General features: G+C 41.2%; 19 protein-coding genes and 1 pseudogene. 15 read left to right on the top strand and 5 right to left on the bottom strand.

Annotation, left to right across the window (positions count from 1 at the left end; all coding sequences use genetic code 11):
• Positions 1 to 113 precede the first annotated feature (113 nt).
• A complete protein-coding gene (locus tag AC1DYB_RS29245; protein WP_477440314.1) occupies positions 114 to 1337 on the top strand; it encodes an OmpP1/FadL family transporter in 1224 nt (407 codons plus the stop codon).
• 18 nt (positions 1338 to 1355) lie between these two features.
• Entirely contained in the window at positions 1356 to 2684 is a 1329-nt protein-coding gene (locus tag AC1DYB_RS29240; RefSeq protein ID WP_477440312.1) for a G-D-S-L family lipolytic protein, read from the top strand.
• A gap of 160 nt (positions 2685 to 2844) precedes the next feature.
• Here AC1DYB_RS29240 and AC1DYB_RS29235 read toward each other — a convergent pair whose 3' ends face one another.
• Positions 2845 to 3117, bottom strand: a complete 273-nt coding sequence (locus AC1DYB_RS29235; RefSeq protein WP_477440310.1) for a CHC2 zinc finger domain-containing protein — start codon at positions 3115 to 3117, stop codon at positions 2845 to 2847.
• 687 nt (positions 3118 to 3804) lie between these two features.
• Between AC1DYB_RS29235 and AC1DYB_RS29230 the strand changes: the two genes are divergently transcribed.
• From AC1DYB_RS29230 to AC1DYB_RS29215, 4 genes and pseudogenes are all read left to right on the top strand, one after another.
• The gene (locus tag AC1DYB_RS29230; RefSeq protein WP_477440308.1) at positions 3805 to 4089 is read left to right on the top strand and encodes an apiosidase-like domain-containing protein; all 285 of its coding nucleotides are present in this window, start codon (positions 3805 to 3807) and stop codon (positions 4087 to 4089) included.
• The gene (locus AC1DYB_RS29225) at positions 4043 to 4312 is read left to right on the top strand and encodes an apiosidase-like domain-containing protein (protein WP_477440306.1); all 270 of its coding nucleotides are present in this window, start codon (positions 4043 to 4045) and stop codon (positions 4310 to 4312) included. The genes AC1DYB_RS29230 and AC1DYB_RS29225 overlap by 47 nt, the downstream gene beginning before the upstream one ends.
• A 21-nt stretch (positions 4313 to 4333) precedes the next feature.
• Positions 4334 to 4468: pseudogene (locus AC1DYB_RS29220) on the top strand (hypothetical protein); the annotation flags it as partial.
• Between the two features lie 168 nt (positions 4469 to 4636).
• Complete coding sequence (locus AC1DYB_RS29215) at positions 4637 to 5002, top strand: RNA recognition motif domain-containing protein (protein ID WP_477440304.1); 366 nt, start codon at positions 4637 to 4639, stop codon at positions 5000 to 5002.
• A gap of 53 nt (positions 5003 to 5055) precedes the next feature.
• Here AC1DYB_RS29215 and pckA read toward each other — a convergent pair whose 3' ends face one another.
• The 3 genes from pckA to AC1DYB_RS29200 are packed head-to-tail and all read right to left on the bottom strand — an operon-like array spanning position 5056 to position 8470.
• Positions 5056 to 6630, bottom strand: coding sequence for a phosphoenolpyruvate carboxykinase (ATP) (pckA, locus tag AC1DYB_RS29210; protein ID WP_477440302.1), 1575 nt, complete (start codon positions 6628 to 6630; stop codon positions 5056 to 5058).
• Positions 6627 to 7463 carry a sigma-70 family RNA polymerase sigma factor gene (locus AC1DYB_RS29205; RefSeq protein WP_477440301.1) on the bottom strand — a complete coding sequence of 279 codons (837 nt, stop codon included), beginning with the start codon at positions 7461 to 7463 and terminating at the stop codon, positions 6627 to 6629. Before AC1DYB_RS29205 ends, pckA begins: the two co-directional genes overlap by 4 nt.
• On the bottom strand, positions 7460 to 8470 hold the full coding sequence (locus AC1DYB_RS29200; RefSeq protein ID WP_477440299.1) for an NAD-dependent epimerase/dehydratase family protein: 1011 nt from the start codon (positions 8468 to 8470) through the stop codon (positions 7460 to 7462). The genes AC1DYB_RS29205 and AC1DYB_RS29200 overlap by 4 nt, the downstream gene beginning before the upstream one ends.
• Before the next feature lie 381 nt (positions 8471 to 8851).
• Here AC1DYB_RS29200 and fbp point away from each other — a divergent pair, with 381 nt between their 5' ends.
• The 9 genes from fbp to AC1DYB_RS29155 all read left to right on the top strand — a co-directional run bounded on the left by fbp (position 8852) and on the right by AC1DYB_RS29155 (position 18901).
• Positions 8852 to 9898, top strand: coding sequence for a class 1 fructose-bisphosphatase (gene fbp, locus AC1DYB_RS29195; protein ID WP_295715382.1), 1047 nt, complete (start codon positions 8852 to 8854; stop codon positions 9896 to 9898).
• An 11-nt stretch (positions 9899 to 9909) separates the two neighbouring features.
• Positions 9910 to 10383: an Lrp/AsnC family transcriptional regulator gene (locus AC1DYB_RS29190; RefSeq protein ID WP_295715380.1), complete on the top strand. Its 474-nt coding sequence runs from the start codon at positions 9910 to 9912 to the stop codon at positions 10381 to 10383.
• 316 nt (positions 10384 to 10699) lie between these two features.
• Positions 10700 to 12445 carry a sensor histidine kinase gene (locus AC1DYB_RS29185; RefSeq protein ID WP_477440296.1) on the top strand — a complete coding sequence of 582 codons (1746 nt, stop codon included), beginning with the start codon at positions 10700 to 10702 and terminating at the stop codon, positions 12443 to 12445.
• A gap of 116 nt (positions 12446 to 12561) precedes the next feature.
• Entirely contained in the window at positions 12562 to 12840 is a 279-nt protein-coding gene (gene rpsO, locus AC1DYB_RS29180; protein ID WP_076379122.1) for a 30S ribosomal protein S15, read from the top strand.
• A 194-nt stretch (positions 12841 to 13034) separates the two neighbouring features.
• Positions 13035 to 15170, top strand: a complete 2136-nt coding sequence (pnp, locus tag AC1DYB_RS29175; protein ID WP_295715373.1) for a polyribonucleotide nucleotidyltransferase — start codon at positions 13035 to 13037, stop codon at positions 15168 to 15170.
• Positions 15171 to 15339: 169 nt separating this feature from the next.
• Positions 15340 to 15612: a hypothetical protein gene (locus AC1DYB_RS29170; RefSeq protein WP_295715371.1), complete on the top strand. Its 273-nt coding sequence runs from the start codon at positions 15340 to 15342 to the stop codon at positions 15610 to 15612.
• Positions 15613 to 15844: 232 nt separating this feature from the next.
• Positions 15845 to 16513, top strand: coding sequence for a ribulose-phosphate 3-epimerase (gene rpe, locus AC1DYB_RS29165; RefSeq protein ID WP_295715369.1), 669 nt, complete (start codon positions 15845 to 15847; stop codon positions 16511 to 16513).
• A gap of 184 nt (positions 16514 to 16697) precedes the next feature.
• A complete protein-coding gene (gene serC, locus AC1DYB_RS29160; RefSeq protein ID WP_295715367.1) occupies positions 16698 to 17765 on the top strand; it encodes a 3-phosphoserine/phosphohydroxythreonine transaminase in 1068 nt (355 codons plus the stop codon).
• A 185-nt stretch (positions 17766 to 17950) separates the two neighbouring features.
• Positions 17951 to 18901 carry a D-2-hydroxyacid dehydrogenase gene (locus AC1DYB_RS29155; RefSeq protein ID WP_477394714.1) on the top strand — a complete coding sequence of 317 codons (951 nt, stop codon included), beginning with the start codon at positions 17951 to 17953 and terminating at the stop codon, positions 18899 to 18901.
• Between the two features lie 164 nt (positions 18902 to 19065).
• Here the strand turns inward: AC1DYB_RS29155 and AC1DYB_RS29150 are convergent.
• Positions 19066 to 19234: integrase core domain-containing protein (locus AC1DYB_RS29150; protein ID WP_477440373.1), on the bottom strand; the 169-nt coding region annotated here is incomplete at its 5' end.

Here is a 19234-nt window from a genome sequence, read left to right as displayed (position 1 = left end):
ACTAATATCTCCGCATTATAGCCCTTTTTTTGATTGTTTAACGAAGTAATTTTAATTTTTAATAAACAATAGGCGCAATCCCAAACTGCGGCCTAAATTATACCAATTATATTATGAGAAAACTATTACTCTTAGCGTTCGCGTTATTACCGGTTCTGGCGTTCGCCCAGGGATTTCAGGTTAACCTTGAAGGTCAGAAACAGATCGGGATGGGGCACACCGGCACCGGGGTGGTGCAGGATGGAGCTTCTGTATTTTTTAACCCCGGCGCGGTTGTTATGTTGCCCGGTAATTACATCCAGGCCGGAATAAGCCCGCTTGTATTTAAATCCGTTTTTAACCCAAATGGTACATCGGCTCAGTACCACACCACCAACAAGGTTGCCACTCCATTTAGCGTTTATGCTGCGGTAGGCCCCAAATCATCCTGGTGGAAACTTGGACTGGCCGTTTATACGCCTTTTGGCGGGCTAACCGATTGGGGCCATGATTGGGCTGGGAGATATTCGCTGGAAAGCCTGAATCTTAAAGCCTTTTATTTTCAGCCTACATTGAGCGTTAAACTGGCCAGTAACCTAAGCATAGGTGCAGGGTTTGTTTATAACCGCAGCACGGTTGATTTAACCCAGGCCATTCCGATATCAAATCAAAACGGGCAGGACGGACAAGCCGAGATAAAGGGAAGCGGTAACGGATACGGATGGAATGCGGGTATTTATTATAAACCATCAGAGATGTTTACCGTGGGCTTATCTTATCGTTCAAAAATAAATACCACCATTAAAAAAGGAGATGCAATATTTACCGTACCTGCTTCTCTCCAAAGCAGTTTCCCACAGCCTAATACTTTTAGTTCCTCATTACCTCTGCCTGCAACAGCATCAATCGGTTTTGGTATATATCCCAACAAAAAGCTCATGCTGGCATTTGATGTTAATTACGTAAACTGGAGTGTTTACAAGCAACTTGCTTTTAATTATGCAACCAATACTGCACAGTTGCAGGATACTTACTCCCAGCGTAACTATAAAAACGCGGTTTCTTTAAGGGCGGGCGCGCAATACAAGGCAAATAACAAATTTGATATACGCGCCGGCGGCGGTTATGCCAGCACCGCGGTTCGTGATGGCTATGTTACCCCGGAAGCACCAGATGCTAATCGTATTTTTTTAACAACAGGTTTAGGCTATCATGCCACCAGCCACATTGATATTGACTTTAGTTTTGAATATGAGCATCTGATGTCGCGCACGCAAACCAATATTCAATCGCAACTATCAGGCACATTTAAAACTGATGTACACATCCCCGGCATTTCTCTTGCTTACCACTGGTAAATCCTAAACAATAAACAGATGAAGACTTTTAAACAATATTGCTATCGCTACTTATTTATCCTTGGTGTATTGGGCTTTGCAGCCTGCAAGCCAGAGATTAACACCTTTAAACCATCCAAAGGATCCGCAGATTTTACGCGCTATATATCCATCGGTAATTCCTTAACTGCAGGCTATGCTGATGGCGGCCTTTACCGCGAAGGACAATTAAACTCGTACCCAAGTATTATTGCCAAACAAATGTTAAGTGTAGGAGGAGGGGCATTTACGCAACCACTTTTTACCCCTGAGCAGGCAAATGGCTCTGGTTATTTGAAGCTGGGCGGGTTTAATGCAGATGGAACTCCTATGACTACGCCGGTAACTACAAACCTGGGTATAAGAGGTTTTTTAGCGGTACCTGGTTTCGGTAACGTTACTTTATATACCAAATATGCCGGCGAACTTAATAATTATGGAGTACCGGGCATAAAATTATTTCACATCACCTATGCCCCATACGGTAATCTAAATGGGTACTTTGAACGTTTGCTGCCCGGTAACGCACCTACAAACAATACTACGTATCTTGATTTTGTTACCGCGAAGCCTTTTACCTTTTTCTCCAACTGGCTTGGTAATAACGATGCCCTTGGATATGCAACAGCCGGTGGTGTAGGTGATGTTTTAACAGACAAAAATACCTTTGCACAACTATATAACCTGCTTATTGGTAAGCTTACTGCAGGTGGCGCAAAAGGCGTGGTGGCTACTATACCAGATGTTACTTCGGTACCTTACTTTACTACAATAACCGTGAATGCAATTTTGGCGGGGGTTAAGAAGGCCAATCCGTCTGTTACAGCGATTTATATAAACGCGCTGGTATCTGGTACCACTTATGCGCCGCGGGCCGCTACAGCGTCTGATTTAATCATACTTACTTTTCCAACAAGTATGATTGGGACACCTGTATCAACGCCATTTGGCAACCTGCCTTACGGACTAACGCCTTATACCCCTATAGATAATAAATATGTGCTTGATCAAGCAGAAGCAGCTATGACACTTGATTATGTTAATTCTTATAACGGAACCATTAAATCTGTTGCTGCCGCAAAAGGCCTGGCTGTTTTTGATGCTTTTACTTTCCTGAATAACATAAAACAATCGGGCTTGCTTATTAATGGAGTAAGTTTAAACTCCAATTATATTAGCGGGGGCATTTTTTCGTTGGATGGGATACATTTAACGCCAAGGGGTTATGCCGTTGTGGCTAATCAGTTTATAAGCGCTATTAATAAACAATACAATGCTAATATTCCTTCGGCTGATATATCTTCATATAACAGTGTTAAATTCCCCTGATAGCAGGGCCCGATAGCCGCTTTTTAAAGCCTTTAATTAACGAGGCTGTATCATGTAAAATTGATACAGCCTCTTTTTTTATTTCATTAAAAAGGGGAGTTCTCGGATGGCCGGAGAACGTGGGCTGGAAATATGGATGATATTTAGCTACCCGCCGCCTTTAAAAAGGTTTTTGTGTGGCGATAAGGTGTATCGCTTCTTCGCGTGATTTATTTTCTATTGCCATTACAAATTCAACGGGGCCGCCACCTTTGCCGCAGCCAAAGCATTGAAAAATATTTTTATCAGGAGAAACCATTAATGAGGTTGCCAGGTCCTTATGAAAGGGGCAGCGCCCTTTTAAGTGTTTGCGGCTTTCTTCAAGTAAAATATATTTAGAAATAATTTGGACAAGGTCGGCTTGAACGGGTGAAATGGAATTATCTGCAGACATAAATTAATTAAGTAGTATCCTGAATGAACAGGTGGCGAAATTACTTTTTATTGCTGGCAGGAAAGCGAATTTTTTTAAAAAAAATAATTACGAAAACAACCGGGTAATTTATGTGATCAGTATTTATTATTTCTGTTGCAAGCAAGTGTAATAATACAAGGTTTTGTGGCAACACCATATTGCAGAATATTCGAAATCAAAATAAAAGTCCCCTAAGCGCTCGCCGCCGGGGACTTTAAACCTAAACCTTATCACAATGGTAAGCAGGATGCTTACCTAATAGATTTTGTAAGTATATAAAATCAAATTGTAAAAATCAAAATACGGCCATCGTTATGGATGAAAAATTGCCAAATTTATAATTTGTATACTATTAAGTCATTTCATATTTCTTAATAAATAATTTTATTTATTAGTAGTGGAAGTTTCTTTTTTAGGCATGAGATTGTATTCTTAAATTTTTTCTGCTTTAGGCAAACATCAGGGCAGGGCCACAGTCAATTGCCCCTATATGGCAGAGGTATTTTTAGGTTGGCGACGGTTTCTTTCAATTAATTGCTAGTGAGTATACTGATGAGGTGATTGGTTATTATTTTATTGACTATAAGTATTTTTATAGGGGTTTAAGCTACGCTGTTGGTTGAATAAATAAAGGCTTAGTGATTAGCGTTTTACCTATCTTCGTTCATGCGGGAATGTGTTTTTATAGTATTAGCATTGCTATCAGTTAGGCCGGTTGCAGCCCAATTTAGTATAAGCGCAAACAAGCATTTTATATTAAAAGATCAAATGCCTTTTTTTTTGATGGGTGACACCGCCTGGGAGCTTTTTGAGCGGTTGAACAGAGAAAAAGCAGATAGTTATTTACAAACAAGAGCCAGCCAAGGCTTTACCGTAATACAGGCAGTAGTGCTTACAGAGTTAGATGGTTTGCATCCCCCCAAACGTATATGGCGAAACACCCTTAGTTAACGATGATCCCACCCAGCCCAATGAAAAATATTTTGAGCATGTTGATTACATTATTGACAGGGCAGAAAAGTATCACCTGAATATTGCTGTTTTGCCAACATGGGGCGATAAATTATATAAAAATACCTGGGGCGCTGATCCGGAGATTTTTAATGATAATAATGCTGCTATATTTGCCGCATGGTTAGCCGGGCGGTATAAAAGCAGAACTAACATTATATGATTAGGCAATTTATACGCTTACTGGTATAACCCGCGTGATGGAAAAACGACGGTTATTGGCAACATGCCAAACGTAACTAAAAAGGTTATACCGCCGACAATGGATACGGGCAAGACTGGGTATTGGTTTTGGATGATGGTGGCAAAGATTTTGTAAAAACCATCAACGGGCAAACAATTTGAACGGTGAATTAAAAAAAAACATGTTTTGGTATACATGTGCTAAAAGGCAAAAGGGGTGTGCACGTTGCACAATTTCTGATTCCCGGAAACTATTCTCCGTTATTTGAGTAGATTTATAAGGTAAAATACCTAAAATTATAATATGGTAAAATTATTTGTTGTGGGTATACCACGAACCATGCAGGAAATTGCACTGCTGGAGTTGTTTATGACTGAAGGCCAGGTAGAAATGGTGAAGATTGTTACGGATATAGATACAGGTGAAAGCAAGGGCTATGCCTTTGTTCATATGACCGATCAGGCGGGTGCAGACAGGGCTATCGCCGCTTTTGACGGTATGGAGATAGAAACCAGGCAGCTCAGTGTGAGGATAGCCGAGGATAAAAGAGCGTCTGCGCAAAAGCCATCGCCTGTTGCAAGCAAACCCTCTTTTGAATCACCCGGTTATCACAAAGTGGAGAAGCCAGACGGTTCTGTAAAGAAAAAACGTCCAAGACGGACATTTTAAAAATATTATCAATCAGTAAACAACGGCCGGGCCGCAGTTAATTTGTATATGCTTTACATGGCATGCGCCAATGATGAGGGTAACTGATCCTGGTATGGTTTAAAATTCTCCCTGAACTTATCGGCCAATCTGCCCGCAATAAAATCGTAATCCTGTTTGTTTGCCCAGGTATCCCTTGGGTTCAAAATAGCAGCAGGAACGCCGGGACAGCTTTCAGGAATAAAAACGCCGAAAACCTGGTGCGAGCGGTAAGCTACCTTCTCCAGTTGCCCAGCAAGAACTGCAGAGATCATTGCCCGGGTGTATGCCAGGCTTATCCTGCTACCAGTGCCATAAGGTCCGCCAGACCAACCGGTGTTTATCATCCACACTTTGGTTTGATGTTTTTCGAGTTTCTCCTGCAGCAGTGAGGCATAAAGGTTAGGATGCAGTGGCAAAAAAGGTGCGCCAAAACAGGTGCTAAAGGTAACCTGCGGTTCTTTTACTCCTTCTTCTGTACCAGCAACTTTTGCTGTGTATCCACTGATAAAATAATACATGGCCTGCTCATGGGTTAGCCGGCTCACTGGTGGGAATACGCCATAGGCATCGCAGGTAAGAAAGAACACGTTTTGGGGGATGCCGGATAGGGCAGGAGCTTTGGTATTTGGTATGAAATTTAATGGATAACTTACCCTTGTATTTTCAGTGATCGTTTTGTTTGCAAAATCAATCCGGTTAGTATCGCTGGTGAAACAGGTATTCTCAACCAATGCCCCTTTGCGGATAGCCCGGTAAATATCCGGCTCATGCTCTTCGGAAAGGTTAATTACTTTAGCGTAGCAGCCCCCTTCAAAATTAAAAATACCCGTATCATCCCAACCGTGTTCGTCATCACCTATCAGCCTGCGGGATGGGTCTGAACTTAGCGTTGTTTTACCTGTTCCGCTTAAGCCGAAAAATAGGGCGGTGTCGCCTTCCGGCCCTTCATTGGCGCTGCAGTGCATGCTTAACACCCGGTGATTAACAGGTAAAATAAAATTAAGCACAGTAAAGACAGCTTTTTTGATTTCGCCGGTATACCCGGTACCGCCTATAAGGATGGTTTTATGGGTAAAGGAAACAATGGTGAAATTACCTTGCCTGGTGCCATGCTTTGCAGGGTTTGCTTTAAACCCAGCAGCCTGGATGATGGTCCAGTCGGGTTGCAGGGTTTTCAACTCATCAGCATCCGGCGCAATAAACATGTTAGCTGCAAAGTGGTTTGACGAAGGGCATTCATTCACTATCCGGATGCTGATTTGAAATGCGGGGTTGGCGCAGGCGTAACCATCCCTTACCCATACCTCGGCTTGCTGGTTGAGGTAAGCAGTCATATCCCGGCGGAGAATTAGAAAAGATGCCTCAGATATTGGGTTGTTGAATTTATTCCAGTCAACGGTTTTATCCGTCAGTACATCTTTTACAATGAACTTATCAGCCGGACTGCGGCCGGTAAACTCACCGGTACATATCACCAGGGCCCCTGTATCATTTAATACGCCTTCTTGTCTTTGCAGGCATTGTTCCACCAATTTTACAGTTGGCAACTGGTAATTAATCCTGTTTTTCAGTGATAGGTTCTGAGCAATATCATTTACCTTTTTCATGTGGATTTTATGTTGCGTAGTTTATAAAGGGCTTCATTCAGGATTTGCCTTACCCGTTCCCTGCTGAGCCCCAAACACCGGGCTATTTCTGCTGCGGGCACTTCGCCATCTCCCGAAAGCCCAAAAGACATATCGATTACGGAACGTTCCCGTTCGCTTAAACGGGATAGGAGCATGGTTATCTCCAATGATGCATCCTCTGCCATCAGGGCCGCATCAGTTCTGTTATCTTTTTCGTAAAGCCGCTCGTAAGGCGAATAATCATCGTCATCCCCAAATGGCTTATCCAGTGAGGTTATCCACGGCGCTACAGACAAAGCTTCATTAACTTTTTCGGGCGATATATCCAGGTATTCGGCAATCTGTTCTGCAGAAGGTTTGCGTAAGGTTTCCTGTTCAACCACGGCCATCGCTTTATTGATTTTTGATATATCGTGAATCTTGTTCATCGGTAACCTTATCATGCGTGAGTTTTCTGTAAGGGCCGCAAGAATACTCTGCCTTATCCACCATACTGCGAAAGAGATGAATTTAAAGCCCCTGGTTTCGTCGAACTTTTTGGCCGCTTTGATTAGTCCCAGGTTGCCCTCGCTAATCAGGTCGCATAGGGGCATACCCTGATGCTGGTACTTTTTGGCTACAGAAACTACGAAACGCAGGTTGGTTTTAACCAACCTGTCAAGTGCTGCCTTATCTCCCTGCCTCACTTGTTTGGCCAGTGTTACCTCTTCCTCGGAGCTGATGAGGTTCACTTTGCCCAGTTCCTGGAGATAGGTTTCTACCGCACGGGTTTCCCGGTTGGTAATGGTTTGGGTTATTTGCAGTTCTCTCATGCTTCATCTATTCTTGTAAAAACACAATTATCATCGTTGAGCCAGATCTGCGCTGCTTCAGTTGCCTTTTTTTTGTGTTTCAGGTTTTTTAGCATATCTCTTACCATCATATTAAGATCAAACCGTGGCTGCCAGTTCCAATCGGTGCGGGCGCATTGGTCATTAACACTGGCCGGCCAGCTACTTGCAATAGCCTGCCGGCTATCGGGCTGGTACGAAACCTCTAAAGCCGGTATGTATTTTTGAATTGCCGCCGCTAAATCACATGGTGAAAAGCTTAATGCAGAAAGGTTGTAGGATGTGCGTATTTTAATTTGTCCGGCGGGAGCTTCCATCAACTCTATCGCGGCGCGCACAGCATCGGGCATGTACATCATCGGCAGGCAGGCGTCTTCCTGCAAGAAACAGGTATAATGGCCTTTTTCAACGGCCTGGTAAAATATATCAACCGCGTAATCGGTGGTGCCGCCGCCCGGAGGCGATGAGTAAGAGATAAGACCGGGATAGCGGAGACTGCGTACATCAAGCCCGTATTTATCAAAATAATACTGGCACCAGTACTCGCCCGCCCGTTTGCTGATGCCGTAAACCGTGTTTGGTTCTGTAGTTGGCTCCTGCGGGCAAAGGTGTTTAGGAGATCCGGGGCCAAATACGGCAATGCTGCTTGGCCAGAAAACTTTGTCCAGCTTTTGGGAAGCCGCTACTTTAAGCACATTAAGCAAGCCATTCATGTTAAGCTCCCACGCGGTATGGATATGTTGCTCACTGCTTGCCGAGAGCATGGCAGCCAATAGGTATATCTGCGTTACATGTTCCTCGCGGATGAGATGCGTTAATGCGTCAATATTTAAAACATCCAGTTGCCGGTAAAGACCATCATCCGTACTACGGAAAAAACGGTCGGCCGCAATGACATTGTTACTGCCATACCTTAATCTTAAGGCACGGGTCAGTTCGGTGCCGATCTGTCCGCAGGCACCAATCACCAGGATTTTTACAGGCTTCATTGGTTTATAATTGTTGTAATTGGTTAGCTGAGGATGTTGGTCATCCTGAATACTGTAAAGGTTGGTGTATTTAGTTTCTGAAACTATAGGATTGGCAGTATTTAGAAAAAAGAACTAAAAATGCAGTAATTGATGATTGCTAAGATTAAAAGAGGTGGCAATTTGTATCGCTTTTAAAAAAAACGGCTATTGTACGCTGTTTAATGTCAGAATAACAGGTTTGAAAATTGGCCTATTTTACACTTAGTATCTTTTGCATAATGCGAATATTTTGACGATTTATAAAAAAATTATACTTAAATGTTGTTTTTTAAGGATTTAAGTACTTAACTTGGAAGCACCAATTATTATTATTTAAAACGTAAACTTTACACTAAGTATATGCCGATAGTTAAAACTTTGGGCCAGTTTATTATTGAAAAACAGGCCGATTTTCCGTACGCCAAAGGAGAGCTTTCCAGGCTGTTGCGCGACATTGGAATCGCGGCAAAGATTGTTAATCGGGAGGTGAACAAAGCTGGCCTGATGGATATCCTGGGGCAAGCCGGAAGCATAAATATCCAGGGAGAAAGTCAGCAGAAACTGGATGTTTTTGCCAATGAGCAATTCATATCTGCACTGGCGAGCGGTGGCGAATGTTGCATAGTAGCATCAGAAGAAAATGAAGATATCATCCGGATAGATGCGGCGGTGGCAAATAATGCCAAATATATTGTGGCTATTGATCCTTTGGATGGTTCTTCTAATATTGATGTAAATGTGCCCATAGGTACTATTTTTTCAATTTACCGCAGGTTATCGCAGGAGGGGCCTGCCACGCTGGCGGATGTGCTGCAGTCGGGTACCGCCCAGGTGGCGGCAGGCTATGTAATTTACGGCTCATCAACCATGTTGGTTTACACTACAGGAAAAGGCGTTAATGGCTTTACGCTTGATCCATCCATAGGTGAGTTTTGTTTATCGCACCCCAATTTGCAGATCCCCGAAGATGGTTTCATTTACTCCATTAACGAAGGGAATTATGTGCATTTCCCTAAAGGGGTAAAGCAATACATCAAGTACTGCCAGGTGGAGGATAAAAGTACTAAACGGCCCTATACTTCGCGCTACATCGGTTCAATGGTGGCCGACCTGCACCGTAACCTCATTAAAGGCGGTATCTTTATTTATCCGGTTACCGCCGCCGCTCCCAATGGTAAATTGCGCCTGGTTTATGAGTGTAACCCAATGGCTTTTATTATAGAACAGGCTGGGGGCAGGGCAACTAATGGGAACTATAGGATCCTGGAGCTTGATGTAATGGAACTACACCAGCGTTCACCAATTTTTATTGGTTCGGTAAACATGGTAAAACAGGCCGAGCACTTTATGCTGGAAGCGGGTGTACTTTCTTTTAATGAAGCTGAACCATTTTTAATTAAAGTATAGCTTATATTTCCATGCAGAACAATCAACTTGACGATACCGATGTTGCTATTATAGAATTATTGCAGAAGGATGCGCAAATAACGCATAAAGAAATAGGCTACCTGCTGCACAAAAGTGTTACGCCCATCCATCTGAGGATAAAGCGCCTGGAGGATGAAGGGTACATCAAGCGCTATGTGGCCATTGTTGATCCTAAAAAGGTTGGCCGCGGGCTTATCGCTTATACCCACGTACAGCTAAAAGAGCACTCCCGGGATGCTTTGCTGGCCTTTCAGCTGGAGGTGGTCAAGTTGCCGGAAATTATGGAATGCTATCATATGACCGGAAACTTTGATTTTTTACTCCGGATAGCCATAAGTGACATGAACGAATATAATGTATTGCTCATGACGAAGCTAACAGGGTTGCCTGATGTATTGAATATGCAAAGCTTTTTCGTGTTGTCGGAAACAAAGCAGGAAACCGCTTATCCTGTACATTTATAAAAGTACTTCCCTTATACTATTATCTATAAAAATACTTCAGTTTATTCTTTAAACTGCGTGTAAAAGTGTTTATGACCGGCAGCGCTTATTTTGTGTTGTAGGTATATGTTATTTATTTTCAATTGTTTACCACACAACGCATTCGTTTGTAATTGATTTTACCTCTATTTGAACTTATTTTAAAAAATGAATAAGGATGAAATTCCTATATTTGGAAAATTTTATTGGCTATTTAAAATGGCAAGGCATCTGTAGGTAATCTGTTACTAATAAGCTCCTAAACCAATTAATTTTTCCTTATTATAATGATTAAACGATGCTGATAAATACGGGAATTACAAAAGCGGGATCAACACATTATCTCCGTAGGATATTTATTATATTCCTGGTATTTATTTTCCTCCTCACTTCTGGCTCGCTGTTTTTGAGAAACTCCATTTCAGAAAAACTACAATATGTAGGCCAGCACTACAAAGACCCGCTGCAGGCTCAGGAAATCAATAATATTCTGTTGGATTTAAACAGCGCTGAGAATGATTTTCAGAAGGCAAGTTTATATGGTGGCAGCGATAAACTGGAAACCTATAAAACAAAACTCACCAATGTTTTTAGCCAGATCAATATCATACTCGATAAGTATAAATCTAATATCCCTCAATATTTTCCACAGGGTAAGGGGCAGCTTGAAAAAGCATTTAACCGTAAATTACAAATATCAAAAGAGGTATTAGAACTTAAACACCGGTTTGATTCTCTTTTAATAGTAACAACCATTAGGGGCATACAAGGGGAGAGCAATAAAACTATTGTGGCTGCTTATCAACACAGGCACCATACTAATATAACAAAAGCCAAAGCTGATACATTGGTAAAAGATATAAAAGCGCCCGGCAGTAAAAAAGGGTTCTTTAAACGGCTTAGGGATGCCTTTAGCAATAAAAACCAGGCGGGTAATACCGTTAGGGTAATCACAGTTAACCGTGTAAAACAGATCAGTGATTCTGTTACGCGATCATTGGTTAAAAAGCAGAATTTATCGGTTGAACAACTGGTGCGGGAGCTTAATGAAGAAAACAATCATCTTACCCAATCAAACAAACAGCTGATTGGTGCTAATCTTGACCTGGTTATCCAGCTTCACCAGCTCATACAGGAATTGAAGGATATGCACATTAACGCCTGGGATATAAGCCGGAATGAAGCACTGGCGCAATACCAGATGGCAACGGGCGAGCTTAACAATTTTACAGGTGTGGCCATTATTATGGTCCTTGTTTTTATCATCCTGTTGCTTATTTACATCCGCAAAGCAGGAAGGGCAGAAGATCTTTATCTTTCAGAAAATGAAAGAGCTGTTGCTCTTGCCGAGCAGAAATCTGAGTTGCTGGCCATTATGAGTCATGAAATCCGTAATCCGCTCACAACCATTACAGGAACAATTTATATTTTAAACAAGACCATTCGTGCGCCTGATCAGCAAAAACGATTGGCTTCCATGAATCACGCGGCGCAAATGCTGATGGAAACCATTAATAATATTTTGGATGCCAGTAAGATAGATCATCAGAAAGATGAAGTGCTTAACTTATCTGAGTTTAACCCCTGCCTGGAAATTAGCCAGGCGATAGCGGCCATGAGCTTTCTTGCAGAGAATAAGCAAATTTATTTAACTGCAGAATTTGATGGGAATGAAGAAGTATTAGTTCTTGGAGATGTTTTCCGGCTAAAACAGGTGATGATTAATTTACTGGGTAACGCCATTAAATACACAGAGAGTGGAGGCGTAACCGTTAAGGTTAGTTTGCGATCGATTGACGAACAGCAGCAAAAACTGGAGGTGCGTATAATAGATACCGGAACAGGCATCCCTAAAGAAAAACAAGCCAAGTTATTTACAAGATATTACCAGGCTGATCGTTCCATGGGCAAACCGGGTACCGGCCTTGGTCTTTATATTTGCCACCAGCTTCTTGTGTTGCAACAAGGAAACATCGGCGTGGAGAGTGACGCAGGAAAAGGTAGCTGTTTTTACTTCAATATCCCTTATCAAAAGGCAGGCTAAATATTATGGTTTTATCCTAAAAGCATCTTGTCATTTCCCTTGCATATATGAAACATTCACGCTATCTTTGCACCCACAATTAACAGAATATTTAACGCTTTAATATTATTCAAGTAATGTATTTAGGTAAAGAAGCAAAGGCTGAGATCTTTGCAAAACACGGTAAAGGTGCTACAGACACAGGATCTGCAGAAGGACAAGTAGCATTATTCACCACCCGTATTGCACATTTAACTGGTCACCTGAAAAAGAACAAACATGATTTTTCAACCCAGTTGTCACTACAAAAATTAGTAGGTAAACGCCGTGCATTGCTGGCATACTTATTCAAAAAAGACATTGAAAGATATCGTGCTATCATCAAAGCTTTACAGCTAAGGGATATCATTAAGTAATTCTCTCCTTTTTTATTTAAAAGCCATCCCAAGTTTGGGGATGGCTTTTTTACTTTTGCATACATTATAGGCCACCTGTTAAAAAGCTTATAAATCATTGCCGGTAACAGGCAATTATATACTGAAACTAATATTACACACATAAAAAACCGGTGTGCTCCGAAAGATGAAAAGTGCACCACAAACAAAAGAAGATGAGTTTAAACGTAATTAAAAAAGTTATTGATTTAGGTGACGGCCGCACCATTGAGATCGAAACAGGTAAACTGGCTAAACAGGCAGATGGCTCTGTAGTTATTAAAATGGGTGATACCATGTTATTGGCTACTGTAGTATCATCACGGGAAGCAAAAGAAGGAGTTGATTTTTTACCTCTTTCTGTTGACTACCAGGAAAAATACGCTGCCACCGGACGTATCCCGGGTGGTTTTTTACGCCGCGAGGCGCGTTTATCAGACTATGAGGTTTTAATCTCACGTTTGGTTGACCGTGCTTTACGTCCGTTGTTCCCTTCAGATTATCACGCTGATACACAAGTGATGATTTCTTTAATTTCGGCAGATAAGGACATCATGCCTGATTGCCTTGCCGGTTTGGCAGCATCAGCAGCATTGGCTGTATCTGATATTCCATTTAATGGTCCTATCTCTGAAGTACGTGTTGCTAAAATTGATGGCGAGTTAGTGATCAACCCAACGTTAAGCCAGCTTGAGCGTGCTACTTTAGAATTTATTGTAGCAGGTAGCGAGCATGACATCAACATGGTTGAAGGTGAATCAAAAGAGATTCAGGAAGCTGAATTGGTTGAAGCCATTAAATTTGCACACACTGCTATTAAATTACAGTGTTTAGCTCAAAAAGAATTAACCATTGAGGTTGGCAAAACCGAAAAACGTGTTTACAGCCATGAGCACAGCAATGAAGATTTGAAAAAAGCTATCTACGCTGCTACTTATGACCAGGTTTACGCTATCGCATCTTCTGCATCTGCAAAAGATGAGCGTTCTGCCAAGTTCAAAGAAGTTCGTGATGCTTATATCGCTACTTTAGGCGAGATTGATGATATCACTAAATTCCTTGCTAAAAAATACTATCATGATGTAGAGTATGATGCTATCCGTAACCTTGTATTAGATGAAGGTAAACGTTTAGATGGTCGTACAACTACTCAGATTCGCCCTATATGGAGCGAAGTTAGTTATTTACCATCTGCTCACGGTTCTGCAGTATTCACCCGTGGCGAAACTCAGGCATTAACCACCGTAACATTAGGTGCTAAGGATGATGAGCAAATGATTGATGGCGCGTTCATCAACGGTTACCAAAAATTCCTGTTGCACTATAACTTCCCAGGTTTCTCAACCGGCGAGGTTCGTCCAAACAGGGGTGCTGGTCGTCGCGAAATTGGTCACGGTAACCTGGCCATGCGTTCATTAAAACAAGTATTGCCATCTGAGGATGAAAACCCATACACAATCCGTATCGTTTCTGATATTTTAGAATCAAACGGTTCATCATCAATGGCTACGGTTTGCGCCGGTACATTGGCTTTGATGGATGCGGGTATAAAGATCAAATCGCCGGTATCAGGTATCGCGATGGGATTGATCACCAATGAAATGGGTACTAAATACGCTATCCTGTCTGATATCCTTGGTGATGAAGATCATTTGGGTGATATGGACTTTAAAGTAACAGGTACTGTTAATGGTATTGTTGCCGTACAGATGGATTTGAAGATCAATGGCCTTTCATACGAAGTGTTAACTAACGCTTTAAACCAGGCAAAAGATGGTCGTTTACATATCTTAGGCGAAATGTCTAAGACGCTTACTGCGCCACGTGTTGATTTAAAACCACATGCTCCACGTATCGTTACCATCAAAATTGATAAAGAATTTATTGGTGCTGTTATCGGGCCCGGTGGTAAAATTATCCAGGAAATGCAACGCGAAACCGGTGCAACTATTTCTATCGAAGAAAAAGACAACCAGGGTATCGTTCAAATTTTTGCCGATAACAAAGCGTCTATCGATCAGGCTTTATCACGTATCCGCAATATTGCTTCTAAACCAGAAGTTGGCGAGATATACGAAGGTAAAGTGAAATCAATTATGCCGTTTGGTGCATTTGTTGAAATCATGCCAGGTAAAGATGGTTTGTTACACATCTCTGAAATAGATCACCGCAGGATTGAGAAAATGGACGGTATATTTGAAGTAGGTGATGAGGTAAGGGTTAAGTTACTTGACGTTGATAAACAAGGTAAATTAAAGTTATCCCGTAAGGCATTATTGCCAAGACCAGAAGCTCCAAAAACAGATAAATAATTCCAGTTTTAAATAAATAACAAAACCCTCTTTATGAGGGTTTTGTTATTTAACTTGTGTTTTTTACACTTTTTTTTAATAAATTAAAACAAAAGGCATTTATTTAAACTTTATATCAGTTAATAAATAGTTGATAAAACCTTAAAGTTCGATCCCGCTTGTAAAAAACATGACTCCTGCTACTAACGATCCTTTAGATTTTCTCAACAATAATCCGCATGGAAAGCAGTCAGGTGCACATACCGATCTGGTCCAGCAATTATTATATGAGATCATCCGCGTTAAAGAATTAATACTGTACTACGATTCCATTCCCAATGGAGGTGGTCAGCTTGGCTCATCAATTTTGAATGAGCTGGTAGCAGAGGCTTATGGCTCCTTAGTTAATTACGATACGGTACTGATGAAAAAGTACTATGATCTGTTGCTTAACTGTGATTAAGTTGCAGATGTGCAGATTTTAGATTTCAGATGTGCAGATGTTGTAATTGTTCCTTTTTTAAAATTCTCCATCAAATTTAGTAGTTCAATTTATTTCGGTATCCCTCTTGCAGGGTATATTTCATGCTGATCACTTGTCCTGTGTGATCTTGAAACAAGTTGAGGACGACGGGCTGCCTAAAAACTTTACAAATAATTACTTTTTGCCGACCTTGGGTTTTATATATTTGCATATGAACCACCTGATAGCACCATCAATTTTAGCTGCCGATTTTGCCAACTTGCAACGTGATATTGAAATGATCAATAAAAGCGATGCCGATTGGGTGCACGTTGATGTTATGGATGGCATGTTTGTGCCAAACATCTCCTTTGGTTTCCCGGTTGTTGCAGCCACTAAAAAGCACGCCACCAAACCGCTGGATGTACATTTAATGATTGTTGATCCCGACCGTTATTTAAAGGCTTTTAAGGATGCCGGTGCGGATGGTATGACCGTTCACTATGAAGCATGCCCGCATTTGCACCGTACTATACAAGCCATCAAAGAACTTGGCTGCAGGGCAGGAGTGGCCCTTAACCCGCATACTCCGGTTGCCTTGCTTGAAGATATCATCGCCGACCTGGATATGGTGCTTATCATGTCTGTAAACCCAGGCTTTGGCGGACAGAAATTTATTGATAATACCTACAAGAAACTCAACGACTTAAAACAACTTAGCCAAAAGAAAAATCCAGGTTTACTGATAGAAGTTGATGGCGGAGTTGGTGAGCATAATGTAACAAAATTGTTAGATGCTGGTGCAAATGTGCTTGTTGCAGGCAATTCTGTGTTCTCCTCGGCCAATCAGCTGGGTGCTATATCAAACCTTAAATACCCCGAAAAGTTATTACAATTGTAATAATTACTACCAACCCAATAGGATTAATTTAAAATTTGCAATCAAAAAGGCTTTTGTTGATTAATTGTATATTTTTTCAAAAAATGTAAATAATCTCTATATATTTTGTCAAATTAATTAACTTCGGCCCAACTAAATACAAAGTTCCTAATCAAGTATTCAGAACCTACAATTCGTTAATTATATGAAACATAATTTTGGTGCCGGACCAGGCATTTTACCTCACGAAGTTTTAAAACAAGCTTCAGAGGCGGTTATTGATTTTAATGGTACAGGATTATCATTGCTGGAGATCTCTCACAGATCAAAAGAATTTGAAGCAGTTTTGGATGAAGCTGTTGCATTGGTAAAAGAATTATTCAGTGTACCAGAAGGTTATTCGGTATTATTTTTACAGGGCGGCGCAAGTACACAATTTGCAATGGCTCCTTATAACCTGCTGCCATCAAACGGCAAAGCTGCTTACCTGGAAACAGGCGTATGGGCAAACAAAGCTTTAAAAGAAGCTAAATATTTTGGCGAAGTGGAGATTGTTGCCTCATCAAAAGCAAGCAACTTTACTTACATCCCTAAGGATTATACTATTCCTGCTGATGCGGCTTACTTCCACATTACATCAAACAATACCATTTATGGTACACAGTTACAGGAGTTCCCTAAATCACCAATCCCGGTTGTTTGCGATATGTCGTCAGATATATTCAGCCGCAAAATCAACGTTGCCGATTTCGGTTTGATTTATGCCGGTGCTCAAAAAAATATGGGCCCTGCAGGTGTTACTTTGGTGATTGTTAAGGACGAGATCCTGGGTAAAGTTGATCGTAAGATTCCGGCTATGTTGAATTACCAAACTCAAATTGAAGGTGGTTCGATGTACAATACTCCACCGGTATTTGCTATCTATGTTTCTATGCTTACCTTAAACTGGTTAAAGGCCAAAGGTGGTGTTGAAGCTATTGAGCAGGAAAACATTACCAAAGCAAGGGTATTGTATGAGGAAATTGAACGCAACCCTATATTTAAACCTGTTTGCGCTGTTGAAGATCGCTCCCACATGAATGTTACCTTTGTAATGGAAAATCCAGAACTGGAAAAACCATTCCTTAAACTATGCGACGAAAGAGGCATAGTTGGTATTAAAGGCCACAGAAGTGTTGGTGGTTTCAGAGCATCAATATATAACGCATTGCCAATAACCAGCGTTTACGCGCTGATTGACGTAATGCAGGAGTTTGCTGAATTAAATAAGTAGTCGTAGTTCATTAGTTCACTGGTTCATTAGTTCATTAGGACTTGATGAATAAGGCCGGTGAACTATTAAACTAAATAAATTAACTCTAAATCGTTTATTAGTTCCCCGTTCGTTCATCAGGTTGTTAAATATTTAACGCAACATACCAATGAACCAATGAACTAATGAACCAATGAACTAACAAGATGATCAAAATATTAGCTAATGACGGTATCGACCCAATTGGGAAACAACTTTTAGAAGAAGCTGGTTTCTTTGTTGATACTAATAACATCCCACAGGATGAACTATCTGTTAAATTACAAGAGTACGATGCCATTACCGTGCGCAGTGCTACCAAAGTGCGTAAAGCATTAATTGACGCTTGCCCTAATCTTAAGGTAATCGGTCGTGGTGGTGTTGGTATGGATAACATTGATGTTGAATACGCAAGGGAAAAAGGCCTTAGCGTTTATAACACGCCTGCATCTTCATCATTATCAGTAGCCGAACTTGTTTTTGCAAGCTTATTTGGCGCGGTAAGATTTTTGCCAGATAGCAACCGTAAAATGCCTGTTGAAGGTGGTACCAAATTTAACGATCTGAAAAAAGCTTATGCAAAAGGTATTGAGCTGCGTGGCAAAACTTTAGGGATTGTTGGCTTTGGCCGTATTGGCAAAGAAGTAGCTAAAATAGCTATTGGCGTAGGCATGGAAGTTTTGGCTTATGATTTGTTCCCTTTTAACCCTGAGTTGGATATTGTTTTAGGTGGCGGTACAACAGTAAAAGTAGCTGTTAAAACTTCAACCTTAGATGAGATCATCAAAACCGCTGATTTTATTACCCTGCATACTCCATTTATCGACAAAGCTCTTTTTGGCGCCGAAGAATTGGCTCAAACTAAAAAGGGTGTTGGCCTGGTAAATATTTCACGTGGTGGTTTAATTGACGAGCTTGCTTTGATCGACGCTTTAAACAGCGGCCAGGTTTCATTTGCTGCTTTAGATGTATTTGATAACGAGCCAACTCCTCGCGAAGAGATCCTGAAACACCCTAAAATTTCCTTAACCCCTCACATTGGTGCTGCCACCAACGAGGCCCAGGAAAGAATAGGTGTTGAATTGGCTAATCTGATCATAGATCACTTTAAGAAATAATTGACTCGAATAGCCCGAATTGAATCGGGCACAAATTTCACGAATAAAAACGAATGGCACGAATTCCTAAAGAGTTCGTGCCATTTGTGTTAAAGCCATTTTGTGTTAAAGAAGTATGTCATTGCTGTAAGGGTTTAGTAATTCGGTAACAGAATCAGGTATTTTTATTTGTTGTTTAGGGTGACCATATCGATAGGTTTTTTACCATTGATGCCCTGATGTGGCCGTTCCCAGTTATAATAAACAAGATATTTGAGGAGTTCATCTTCCAGCTCTTCAAAGCTGTCGAAATCGGTATCTTCAATAAGGTCTTCTTTAAGGGTCCTCCAAAAG

Source organism: Mucilaginibacter sp. P2_A4, assembly GCF_056405015.1.
The sequence above is the reverse complement of the archived record's forward strand: the minus strand, read 5'-3'. Positions and strand labels throughout refer to the sequence as shown.

Coding starts and splice junctions, on each gene's coding strand:
- AC1DYB_RS29245 (WP_477440314.1), top strand. CDS start 114: ATGAGAAAACTATTACTCTTAGCGTTCGCGTTATTACCGGTTCTGGCG.
- AC1DYB_RS29240 (WP_477440312.1), top strand. CDS start 1,356: ATGAAGACTTTTAAACAATATTGCTATCGCTACTTATTTATCCTTGGT.
- AC1DYB_RS29235 (WP_477440310.1), bottom strand. CDS start 3,117: ATGTCTGCAGATAATTCCATTTCACCCGTTCAAGCCGACCTTGTCCAA.
- AC1DYB_RS29230 (WP_477440308.1), top strand. CDS start 3,805: ATGCGGGAATGTGTTTTTATAGTATTAGCATTGCTATCAGTTAGGCCG.
- AC1DYB_RS29225 (WP_477440306.1), top strand. CDS start 4,043: ATGGTTTGCATCCCCCCAAACGTATATGGCGAAACACCCTTAGTTAAC.
- AC1DYB_RS29215 (WP_477440304.1), top strand. CDS start 4,637: ATGGTAAAATTATTTGTTGTGGGTATACCACGAACCATGCAGGAAATT.
- pckA (WP_477440302.1), bottom strand. CDS start 6,630: ATGAAAAAGGTAAATGATATTGCTCAGAACCTATCACTGAAAAACAGG.
- AC1DYB_RS29205 (WP_477440301.1), bottom strand. CDS start 7,463: ATGAGAGAACTGCAAATAACCCAAACCATTACCAACCGGGAAACCCGT.
- AC1DYB_RS29200 (WP_477440299.1), bottom strand. CDS start 8,470: ATGAAGCCTGTAAAAATCCTGGTGATTGGTGCCTGCGGACAGATCGGC.
- fbp (WP_295715382.1), top strand. CDS start 8,852: ATGCCGATAGTTAAAACTTTGGGCCAGTTTATTATTGAAAAACAGGCC.
- AC1DYB_RS29190 (WP_295715380.1), top strand. CDS start 9,910: ATGCAGAACAATCAACTTGACGATACCGATGTTGCTATTATAGAATTA.
- AC1DYB_RS29185 (WP_477440296.1), top strand. CDS start 10,700: ATGCTGATAAATACGGGAATTACAAAAGCGGGATCAACACATTATCTC.
- rpsO (WP_076379122.1), top strand. CDS start 12,562: ATGTATTTAGGTAAAGAAGCAAAGGCTGAGATCTTTGCAAAACACGGT.
- pnp (WP_295715373.1), top strand. CDS start 13,035: ATGAGTTTAAACGTAATTAAAAAAGTTATTGATTTAGGTGACGGCCGC.
- AC1DYB_RS29170 (WP_295715371.1), top strand. CDS start 15,340: ATGACTCCTGCTACTAACGATCCTTTAGATTTTCTCAACAATAATCCG.
- rpe (WP_295715369.1), top strand. CDS start 15,845: ATGAACCACCTGATAGCACCATCAATTTTAGCTGCCGATTTTGCCAAC.
- serC (WP_295715367.1), top strand. CDS start 16,698: ATGAAACATAATTTTGGTGCCGGACCAGGCATTTTACCTCACGAAGTT.
- AC1DYB_RS29155 (WP_477394714.1), top strand. CDS start 17,951: ATGATCAAAATATTAGCTAATGACGGTATCGACCCAATTGGGAAACAA.